5 protein-coding genes and 1 pseudogene are annotated in these 10585 nt (G+C 63.4%); 3 read left to right on the top strand and 3 right to left on the bottom strand.

Annotated features, from left to right (window positions below; translation table 11 throughout):
* The 3 genes and pseudogenes from WCA53_RS26160 to WCA53_RS26150 all read left to right on the top strand — a co-directional run.
* Positions 1–93: pseudogene (locus WCA53_RS26160) on the top strand (GDP-mannose pyrophosphatase); the annotation flags it as partial.
* Between the two features lie 247 nt (positions 94–340).
* The gene (locus WCA53_RS26155) at positions 341–1207 is read left to right on the top strand and encodes an NAD(P)H-binding protein (protein ID WP_423917326.1); all 867 of its coding nucleotides are present in this window, start codon (positions 341–343) and stop codon (positions 1205–1207) included.
* Between the two features lie 69 nt (positions 1208–1276).
* Positions 1277–2020, top strand: a complete 744-nt coding sequence (locus WCA53_RS26150) for an SDR family oxidoreductase (RefSeq protein WP_423917322.1) — start codon at positions 1277–1279, stop codon at positions 2018–2020.
* 81 nt (positions 2021–2101) lie between these two features.
* On the opposite strand, the gene WCA53_RS26145 is transcribed toward WCA53_RS26150, so the two are convergent.
* The 3 genes from WCA53_RS26145 to bcsB all read right to left on the bottom strand — a co-directional run.
* A complete protein-coding gene (locus WCA53_RS26145; RefSeq protein ID WP_423917319.1) occupies positions 2102–7174 on the bottom strand; it encodes a cellulose synthase subunit BcsC-related outer membrane protein in 5073 nt (1690 codons plus the stop codon).
* The gene (gene bcsZ / locus WCA53_RS26140) at positions 7168–8391 is read right to left on the bottom strand and encodes a cellulose synthase complex periplasmic endoglucanase BcsZ (RefSeq protein WP_423917316.1); all 1224 of its coding nucleotides are present in this window, start codon (positions 8389–8391) and stop codon (positions 7168–7170) included. The genes WCA53_RS26145 and bcsZ overlap by 7 nt, the downstream gene beginning before the upstream one ends.
* A 1-nt stretch (position 8392) precedes the next feature.
* Positions 8393–10585, bottom strand: a 2193-nt coding sequence (gene bcsB / locus WCA53_RS26135) for a cellulose biosynthesis cyclic di-GMP-binding regulatory protein BcsB (protein WP_423917313.1), incomplete at its 5' end; no start/stop codon positions are given.

Genomic DNA, 10585 nt, shown 5'->3' with positions numbered 1-10585 from the left:
GCCGTGGATCGTGGCGAAATCGTGGACGGGAAGACGATCATGCTTTTGCAGCATCTCGCGCTGCGTGAGCTGACGGAGCAGGGTGCAAGATAATCTCGCAACTTATCCTCATCGCCGGTCCGTATCGCCCGTTTGCAACAGCGTCAGGATCGGCGGACTGATGACATCGTCCGCTCGAACATCGGCATGATCTGTTCGTCGGTGAGCGACCAGCAAACCATCTGGAATTCGTGCCGCCAAATCATCAATGATATGACCGCCGGGTCATCGCCAAACCTGTCTCGCGCTCGCAAAATCCTTCTCAAGGTAGCACTCGCTGCTTAAGTCTAAGGAGAAGGCCATGTATGCAGTTACAGGAATTACAGGGCAGGTCGGTGGTGTCGTTGCGCGTCTTTTGCTGGCCGCGGGGCACGAAGTCCGCGCCGTCGTGCGCAGTGCCGAGAAAGGCAAGCCGTGGGCGCAGCAAGGCTGCGAAATCGCACTCGCCGATGTCAACGATCAAGCCGCGCTAGAACGCGCGTTCGAAGGTACCGAGGGCGTGTTCATCCTCTTGCCGCCCACCTTCGATCCGTCGCCCGGTTTCCCCGAAGCGCGCCAGGCGATTGCCTCGCTGCGTGCCGCGATCTCGGCTGCGAAGCCGGGAAAAGTGGTGGTGCTATCCACGATCGGTGCACAAGCAACACAGCCTAACCTGCTGAACCAACTGCAGATCCTGGAACAGGAAATGGCCCCCTTGGACATGCCGGTCGCGTTTCTTCGCGCAGCGTGGTTCATCGAAAATGCTGCGTGGGATATCGCGCCCGCTCGCGAAACAGGTATCGTGCCGAGCTTCCTCCAGCCACTAGACAAACCCGTGCCAATGGTCGCCACGGCCGACATAGGCCACGTCGCGTTCGAACTGCTGGGCGAGACGTGGGAGGGGCGCCGTATCGTCGAACTGGAAGGGCCGGTACGCATATCGCCCGCGTTGATCGCCGCGAGTCTTACCCGCTTGCTTGGCCGCAAGGTGAGCATGGAGATCGTGCCACGCGATACATGGGAAACGCTGTTTCGCTCGCAAGGCATGAAGAATCCGACGCCGCGGATGCAGATGATCGATGGCTTCAACGAAGGATGGATCTGCTTCGAAGGCGGTGAAGCCGAATCGCGCAAAGGCCGCGTGCAACTCGATACGGTGCTGCGCTCCTTGATCGAAAAAGCGTATTGATTTGAAAGCGATGCGTGTCGGACGGCGCTTTCTATCCGACCCGCTTCAGTTTTTAGAAGGAGTCCTACGATGGATCGAAACAAAGCAGGGCGTCTTGAAGGAAAAAAAGTGGTCGTGCTCGGCGGATCGTCGGGAATCGGTTACGCAGTTGCGGAATATGCGCTTGCGCAAGGGGCGGAAGTGGTGATCGCGTCGAGCGATCCAGGCCGCGTCGCGACGGCGGCCGAGTCGCTCGCGCCGCGGGCATCGATACATGGCCACACGCTCGACCTCACCGATGAAGCCGCTATCCAGGCGTTTTTTGCGAAGACCGGCCGCTTCGATCACCTCGTGTTCACCGCTGGCGATTCGCTTGCGGTAGGAACAATCGAAGCCACCGACTTGTCGTTGGCGAGACGCGCGTTCGAGATCCGCTATTGGGGCGCGGTCGCCGCCGTGAAATATGGCTCCCCCCATATCGCGACAGGCGGGTCGATCGTGCTCACGACCGGGATCGCGGCGCTTCGTGCGCGCCACGGCTTCGCGTTCGTCGCCAGCGTGTGCGGGGCGGTGGAAGCGCTCACGCGCGCACTTGCCGTCGAACTTGCACCTTTGCGGGTGAACGCGGTGTCTCCGGGATTGATCGCCACGAACCTCTGGGGAAATATGCCGGACGCCGACCGGCAGACGCTGTACGCGCAAGCCGGCGAGCGTCTGCTGGTTGGACGAGTGGGCGAAGCCCGCGATGTGGCGGCAGCCTGTCTTTACCTGATGGAAAACGCGTTCGCGACGGGACAGGTTCATGTGGTGGATGGCGGCGGCGTACTGGTCTAACCCCGGGCCTAACCACGCTCCCTGACAATGAGCCCCGCGCAAACCCGTCGCGGGGCTCATAACCATCAAACCATCAAACCCTCAATTCGTCGACGATAAATACGGTGAACTCAACGCGGTCGGCGGGAACGGACGCGCACCGTTCTGCTTCGTAAAGCTGTAGCGAACATAAACGGCTGCCAGATACTCCTTGTACTGATACGCGTTGCCAAGCGACACCGTTCCGCCCACGATAAGCTGCGGTGCAAGCTGGTATTCGCCTGTAGCGCTGAATGAATACGACACACCTGTCGTGCTCGAACTCGGATACACGCCGCCCGTGGTGTACGGAGAAACGCTCAGGTTTGCGACCGCTGCCTGGGCGATGCCGTTGGTCGGGAAATACGGCGAACCATCCTTGCGATAGTGCTGCACGCCGACCGAACCTTTCACGTCATACGTGAAGAGGCCGCTGCGGCCCTCGTACTCGATCGGAATGTTCAGGATCACATACTGCTGCGGACTGAAATAGCCGCCCTGGCCGTAGGTGAAATATGACAGGTCCTTGTCGTAATGCATCATCGTGGTGTTCACGCCCACGGTGAACGACTGGTCCGCGTCCTTGAAGAGGCGCGTGTAGAAACCACCGCCGCCCTTGACCGCCGTGTTGCTCTCGACGTTGTGGCCATCGAGATATTCGTACGAGGCATTGACGTAAGCGCCGCTCGTGCCGTCGTCCCAGCCGAGAGCCGCGCGTCCTCCATTCGTCGTCACTCCACCCCAGGTCAGTGTCCCAAGGGAGCGCAGCGCGCCAACCTGCGCGGGCGTGAGGCCGTTGGCAATCAGGCTATTCGCTGTCGCGTCGTTCATGTTGCTAAGGCTCGAATCGCGAGTGCCCGCATAGGACAGCAAACTGTCGGTGACGGCCCGGCGCGCAACGGCCAGCGAATACGAAACCTTGTCGGAGATGCCGCCATCGTATTGAATGCCGCCGACCACGTTGGCTTCTCGAAAGCCGATTGGCGTGCTGCCGATATCAGCGTTGATGTTCTTGCTTTCATAACCCACGGACAAACCCACGCCGCCCGCCGTCTGGTCGCCCGACAGGTTCTGGCCCGTCAGGCCGCCCACGACACTCGCCCCGAATTGCGACAGCACGGATGGGGTGTTCGAGGCCGTGCCTGCATCGAGCGTAACCGGCGTTGCAGTGACGATGACGTGTCCGTTGCCGGCTGCAATTCGCCCTTGAATGGGCGCTTCGATATCGGTCAGGTTCGATTGACCATCTTCACCTGAGCGACTGCGAAAGACCACGCCACCCGAGACCGTGCTGGCCCGGGCGCGGTCGATGTCAGCGAGTTCATCGGCGACACCCAGTGTCTGCGCATTTGCCACGTTGACCGGCGCATTGTCGGCCGCGCCGGGATTGGCCTGCGCGGGTGGGTAGGCCTGAGCGTAGCCCGGCGGCGGTTGCGGGATGTAGGGCTGCGGAGAGTAACCCTGCTGTTGTTGCGGGTAGCCCTGCGGCGCATAAGGCTGTTGTTGCGAATAGGCTTGCGCGTACGGCTGCTGTTGCGAATAGCCCTGCTGCGGATTCGGCCGTTGCGACTGTTGCTGGTACGGCCGTTGTTGATACGCCTGTTGTTGATACGGTTGCTGTTGATAAGCCTGTTGTTGCTGCGGATATCCCGCCTGCCCATAAGGTTGTTGCGCGTAGTTCGTTTCATCGGCACGCCGCGATGCCGCTTGCTTGCTTGTCGTCGGCCGCTTGTTTTTGGCGACCGGCGCGGCGGGATACCCCGGTGGCTGCATCGATTGCGCCTGCGCATTCGCTTCGGCCTGACGTGCGGCCGGCGACATCGGCCACGGCGAACTCTGCACGGGGTCTGGCGCCTGAGCCTGCGGATAGGGCTGGCCGTTTTGCGCGTACGGCTGATATTGCTGCTGGTTCTGCGCTTGATACGCAGGTTGATATGGCTGCTGATATTGACCTTGATACTGCCCGCCGGCCTGCGCCGGTCCTTGGCCGGGGTAAGGTTGCAGCGGGGCGGCAGCAGGACCGCCCGACTGAGCGGAACCGTAGGTGTCGGGCCCATATCCGCCGTTGCCCGAAACCGGCCGCGTGGACCCAGCGGGCATCAGCGGCGGCGCGCCGTAGGGTGCTTGATAGGGTGCCGAATAGGGCGCGTTCTGCGGCGGCGGCAAGTAATTGGGCACGTTCTGTGCCGGTGAATACGGTTGTGAATACGGCTGCTGATACGGCTGCGAAGCGGGCTGTAAAACCGGCTGCGAATACGGCTGTGCATACGGCTGTGAGGACCCCAATGCACCCGAACCCGTAGAACCCGGTGGAAGACCCGCCGACGACTTCGAGAACAATCCGCTGAGCGGACCGGTCGGCGCGCCACTGCCGGCCGCAGTATCGACAGAGGTTTTTCCTTCAAACGGATTCGTACCCGGCAAGGGCGTGGATCCTACGCGCTGCATGGCTGACTCCCAGCCACGAGGCACGTTGGCTTGCGCGTTCGCACCACCTGCAACCCGAACCTGCCCGATAGGCGTATTAGCCGCGATCAGCGAACGCTGCAGGTATTGCGATGCGAGCGACAGTTTGCCCTCGGCGTGATACATGCGCCCGGTCCCAGCCAGCACGCTTGGATCGTCGGGCGCTGCGCGCAGCGCCTGCGCGGCCGTCGCTTCAGCAAACGAAAATTCCTTCGCCCCCGATGCCGCGCCGATCGCCGCAACCTGCAAGCTGATGTCGTCGGGACGCCGCGTTAGCGCGACACGATAACTCGCGAGCGCGCTGCGGTCATCGCCGGCAGACGAATACAATCTGCCCAGTGCGCCTTGCAAGTCGGGGTTGTCGGGCATGGCCGCAAGCCACGGCGCAATCACGTCGTACGCACCCGCGAGATCGCCGCGTTGCCGCACGGTATCGCACTGCTTCACGACGATGCCAACATTCAGGTTGCCGAAGTCCGTCCGTTGCTGCGGGGTAAGCTGCGACGCCGCAAGCCGTCGCATCACCGCCGACAATTCCGCGTCCTGCGGCGCGTTGATCTGGCCCGGCGTGGATGGTAAGGCCGTCAGGATGCCTGCATATTCCAGCAGCAAGCCGGTATCGTTCGGAGCGGCGGCCATTGCACCGCGCACAAGCGAGAGTGCGCGGTCCGTGTCGCCGGTTTGAAGATACGACGATGCCAACGCGCCGATTAGCTCGGGACTGTTCTGAGCGGTCGGGACGGCCCCGGCTAGCACTGCTTCGGCCTGCCGGATTTGGCCCGCGCGCGCCATGCGGCCCGCGAGATCGGCTTGCGCGTGAACCCACAACCGGTGTTGCAGCACGGTCATCGCGGAGGTACGCTGGTTGACCGGAATCCGTTCGAGTTGCGATAACCCCGCCGCCCAATCCTGCGTTTCAGCGGACAGCAACGCGCTTGCATAGAGCGCGTCGACCATATCGGGGTGGAGCGCAAGCAAGCCGTCCATCATGCTGCGCGCGTTCGCCACCGCGCCCTGGCGCACGTAGATGCGCGCGAGATCGAGGCGCAGCCATGCGTCGTCGGGATCATTGAGCAACGCGTCTTCAAAGAGACTTCGCGCCGCTCCCAGATCGCCTCGAGCTTCCGCCGCGCGCGCCTGCGCCGCTTGCGCTTCGCCTCTTAACCGGCTGATGCCGCCTGCCTTGCTCTGTTGCTCCGCGTTCAACTGGTTCGCGAATGCAAGCGCTTCATCGCCCCGTCCTTGCGCGGCAAGTGCGCCAACTAGCCCGCGAATTGCATCGGGGTTATCCGCCTGGCGGCGCAACGCCATCCGGTACGCCTGCTCGGCGCCGCGCGTGTCGCCGCTCGCGAGCAGGGTTTCGCCGAGCAGCGTTTGCGCGGTGGTGTCGGAGGGGTTCAGTGCGATTGCGCGTTCGAACAGCGACTTGGCCTTCGCGATATCGCCATTGCTGCGCGCGCCGATCCCGTCGCTCGTGTAGGTCCAGTACGTCGCGCTCGTGAGCGCGTCCTTCCAGCGAGCAGGGTTGCCCGCTCGCGATGCCCGTTCGAGATAATTGCGCGCTTCCTCGAATTTTTCCTGCTTGAGGGCGGCGATGCCCATGCCGCCGAGCGCGTCTGCATCGTTAGGATTGCTGGTGAGTACGATCGAGAAACGCGCTCGCGCCGTCGCAATATCGCCTCGATCCAGCGCTGCAAAACCTTCGGCGACCGCGCGGCCGCGGGCATCGACTGCGGCGTCCGCCTGGGCACGCTCGCGTCCGGCTTTGTCCTGCTGGACCATTGCATCGAAGCGGGCCTTGACGGCGGCATCGTCGGGGGAGATCTGCAGATAGGCCTGGTAGAGCGGGGCGTCGGACGCGCGGGCGCCCAGCCACAACAGCGCCTGGCGCCAGCTCTTCTTGGCCTGATCGCCGACTGTGCTGTCGCCGCTCAACTGCGCGAGACGTGCGATGCCTTCGCGCCGCGTGGTGTCGCGATAGGTCAGGTGTTGCGCGAGCGCGAGGGCGTAGCGCGGGTCATTGGGGTTATCGTGAGCGAGTTGTGTGAGGCCGGCGCGCGCCTGGTCCCAGCCCTGCGGCGTGGCCGCGAGCGCCTGGTAATACTCCAGCGTGAGTTCGGGCGTGGCTGGCTTGCCTTCGATCGCACGTCTGTATTCCTGCACCGCCGAAGCGCTTTGCCCGCTTTGTGCGAGCCGCCGTGCGTCGTTCACGGTCTGGTCGCGGGCGCTGGTTTCGCCAAGCCGCCGGCCGAGTTCATCGATATCAGGATATTGCGGCGCGACCGCCCGCAAGCGCGCGAGGTATTGCTGCGCACCGCTGCCGTCCTTGCGGTCGGACAGGATGATGCCCATGCCGTAGAGCGCATCGGGCTGCTTCGGATCGATACGCAGCACCTTCTGCCATGCCTGTTCGGCCAGATCGCCACGACGATGCGCCTGCCAGTAACGCCCCTGGTCGATCAATACATTGAGCGGCGCATTGGCGGCCGTACTGGTACTCGTACTCGCCGCACCAGCCGCTGCACTCGCCGCTTGCGCGAGCGCTGACAAAGGCACGAGCGTAGTGCAAGCCGCCGCAGCGCTCAATGCGCCCAGCGCCAGCGCATGCGTCCGCGAGCTTGAGCCGGATCGTGCGTGCAATCGCGATGACAACCTGGACCGTTTCAGCATTGACTTCTCCAGCTCGGCACCAGTTGGCCGGCTTCGTCGAAACGGTAACGACCTTCAATGAAGCCGGTGCCGAACAGTCCCATCACCCGGTCGTAATAAACCGGATCGCGGCTAGTGTTGGTGATCGGCGCGTCAAGCGCGTCGAGGTGCGCGCGGGCGAGGCCTAGACCGCGCTCGTCGCCGAGCGCCTTGAAGTAGGGCGCAAGCGCTGCCCAATAGCTCAACGGACCTTCACCGCTTGGCATGCCGCTCGACACGTTCACGCGTTCCGGTGGAACGCCACTCCCGGCCACCGCCTGACGCATGCCGCCAAGGGCCGCCAGCCACGGTTTCGCCAGCGGATCGGCGTTCGATGCCAGCCCGGCCCACAGATAGACACGGATGGCGTCATAGCTGCCGGTGCCGCCGGTTTTCGGATCGACGACGAATTGCCCCGTCTTGTAAGCCGCCCAGTCCGGCGAGAAGCCGTGCGGCGCAGTCGTCCTGACGAGCGTGTAGCCGTTCTCCGCCAGCTTGTTCCATGGGCCGTTGGGCATGGCATGCGCCAAACCGCGCAGTACCGGCAACGGAAAATAACTCGGATTAAGACGGGTTACATCGTTGTCCTTGAAACCTTGGGGGCCGGGCAGCAGCATCGGGCCGAGACCCGCGAGGTCGGTCACTTCGTGGCGCACGATCTGCGCCGCGAGCGCTGTACCGAGCTGGGTATAAGACGCGTCGTTCCAAAGGCGTCCGGCCTCGATCAGGTCGTAAGCAATCCACACATCCGAGTCCGATGCTGAATTCGCATCGAGCACGCCGAACGAGCCGTCGGGCTTGCGGCCCCATTGCCACGCTGGCAAACGCACATTGCCCGGCTCGAACTGGTTCGCCGCGAGATTCGCGCGCGTCCAGTTGAGCAGCCGGTCGAAGCCGGCACGGTCGTTGGCGACCAGCGCGAAAAACATCGCGTAGGACTGGCCTTCGGACGTCGTCTGTTGCGTGGGTGTCGAAGGGTCGATCACGCGACCGTCCGACTGCACGAAGCGTTCCGTGAACGTACGGTATGAAGCCCAGCCAGCGGTCTGGCCGGCGCATTGCGCGCGTGTCGCGGCGTCGGCCACATTGGCGCTGGCGGTCGAGCCGATCAATGCCACCGCCAACCATGCGTTTTTTGCCGAAATCTTTGCTGAATTCTTTGCCAAAATCTTTAATTCGCGCTTGAAACCCGACTGCATATCAATCCCTCAAACGACGCACAGCGATTGCACGCAGCGCACGGTAGAACAGAGCGGCCAAAATGATCGCCGCGAGCAACCCGCTCAACACCAGCAGCAACGGATGCGACGACAACGCCCAGCGCATGTATTCGAGCGGCGTCAGGCTGCCGACGTAGTACTCTTGCCCATTCGACGTCACGGCAACCTCGCGGCCGTGGATCACGGCCATGGCGCCCTGGATATCGGGCAGCAGGTCGGTATCGAGTAACGCAGCGGACAGGTCTGCGTCCGACTGTCCCGCCGCGCTGACCAAGGCCACTGCGCTGCGCCCCTTCTTCAACGGCGATTCGAAGCCGGTGATCAGCGCGTCGCCGCTTGAGCTCACCAGGGACAAATCCGCGCGCGCCGGCGAGCGTTGCACGCCGTGATCGCCATGCCACCAGTCGACCACCTTGAAGGCGACATCGGATAGTTCGAAATTGCGCGATTCGCCATCGCCGGAAAAGGGCATCTGCCGGGCCCAGCGTTGCAACAACGGCTGGCGGCCGGGCGAGCCCAGAATCAGCAGGTCCTTGTCGGCGAATTTCTCGGCATCGGCAGCTTCGCCTACGCTCACGCCGGTTGCCGGATATCCCGTCGATGCCCCCATCCGACCCATTTCAAGCAGGAACAAGCTGTAGTCGGCGGAGCCGGGATCGTCAGGCAAAATCGCCGCCGTCTCCGACAAATCGGCCATTCGCGTGAACGGGAATCCGCCGTTAGCGAACGCCGCGAGATCGGGCAGGGCCATGTAATGCGGGAAGCCGGAGAGGTCGATGGTCGAGTTCGGATCGATGGAACCGACCACGTTATCCAGTACGCGACCCTGGCATTCGCCCGTCTTCGGATAGTCGTAGAAGAAGTGCAGGCGCAACTGCGCGCGCGGGGTAAGCAGGAGGGGCGGCAAATAGACTTCATGCCGCGCGCCGGCCGTCTTGTCGGGCAGGACGCGACTGAAATAGCGGGCGAGATCGAAGGTTGACGTGGACGCGGCGGGAATCCGCAGCGCTTGCACGAAGCCGTCGTTCACGCTGATATTCAGCGTCGAACGGTCGGGCGCCGGGCGCACCGTGTAGCGATAGCCCAGGTCGACGGGCACGCCCTTGGTCTGCCACATGAACAGGTCGGGCGGCACGCGCAGGTTCACGCGCACGGCATCGGCGTTAAAGCCGGTCACCGAAAGATCGCGTGCGTCGGCCAGTTCGCCAAAGCGTACCGGACGGTCCGTTGGCAGCCAGTTGGGGGCGTCATAGGGCTTGCGCGGAGCGAGATCGTTCAACTGCGTGACAGTGGTGCTTTGGCCGGACAACGCGTTCTGGCCAATACCGAGCGCCTTCGCGGCCGTCTTCAGTTCGGCGTCGTTGCGACCCATCACCAGCAGCAGGCGGCCTCGGGCGGGCGCTTCGCGATCGACCACGGCAATCGTCGGACCCGATATGTCGGGGATCTTCACTCCTGTGGGGCGCTGATCCATCGTCGCGAACACCACGGCGTTGCCCGAGAGCGGCACGTTGTCGATCTGGGCGGGAAACACCGCACCGCGATACCCCGCCAGCGAGCCGAACCACGACGCGACCGCACCCGCCGCTTCGAGCGATTGCGCACTCGGCTTCTGTGCGAACACGAAGGGTAGTTCGAGCCGGCGCACATCGCGTCGATCGAAGAACGGCAGCGGCAATGCGGCGAGATCGGGCTTGCTGTCAAGCGATGCATACGTGAGGTCGAGCGAGCTCGCGTTGCTGACGGTTGCCCACAATGTGGAGTTCGACGGGTCCTCGCATTGCTGCGTGTAGTGGCCGATCAACTGCACATTCAAGTGATTGAATTCAGTGATGAAACGCGGATCGATGGACACATCGCGCGCAACCAGGATGCCCGCCTGTTCGCGTGGCACCGGCAGCGTGGCGGCGACTTCGCCGTTCACGAGCACCTTGAGTTGCGAGATGTTGGGCAGCAACGCCGGCGAGTAGCTATAGATCAGGTGCAGGATCGCGCCGGTCACGACTTCGTCGCCGCGCACGGAGAAAGGCACGCCGTTCTGACCGTCGGTGCCGCTCAATTGCAGCGGATCGAGCGCGCCGAGATCGGCGAACGTGAGCGTCTGGCGACGGCCGCCCGGCACCAGGATGCCCGGTTCGGCGGTGGTGGGCGTCTTGGCCGCAAACGTTCGCGC

The organism is Caballeronia sp., from assembly GCF_049581465.1.
In the GTDB taxonomy this organism is placed as follows: domain Bacteria; phylum Pseudomonadota; class Gammaproteobacteria; order Burkholderiales; family Burkholderiaceae; genus Caballeronia.
This window is presented reverse-complemented; position numbering and strand designations above follow the sequence as displayed.

Excerpts from the sequence above, each read along its gene's own strand:
- WCA53_RS26155 (WP_423917326.1), top strand. The coding sequence starts at position 341 with ATGTATGCAGTTACAGGAATTACAGGGCAGGTCGGTGGTGTCGTTGCG.
- WCA53_RS26150 (WP_423917322.1), top strand. The coding sequence starts at position 1,277 with ATGGATCGAAACAAAGCAGGGCGTCTTGAAGGAAAAAAAGTGGTCGTG.
- WCA53_RS26145 (WP_423917319.1), bottom strand. The coding sequence starts at position 7,174 with ATGCTGAAACGGTCCAGGTTGTCATCGCGATTGCACGCACGATCCGGC.
- bcsZ (WP_423917316.1), bottom strand. The coding sequence starts at position 8,391 with ATGCAGTCGGGTTTCAAGCGCGAATTAAAGATTTTGGCAAAGAATTCA.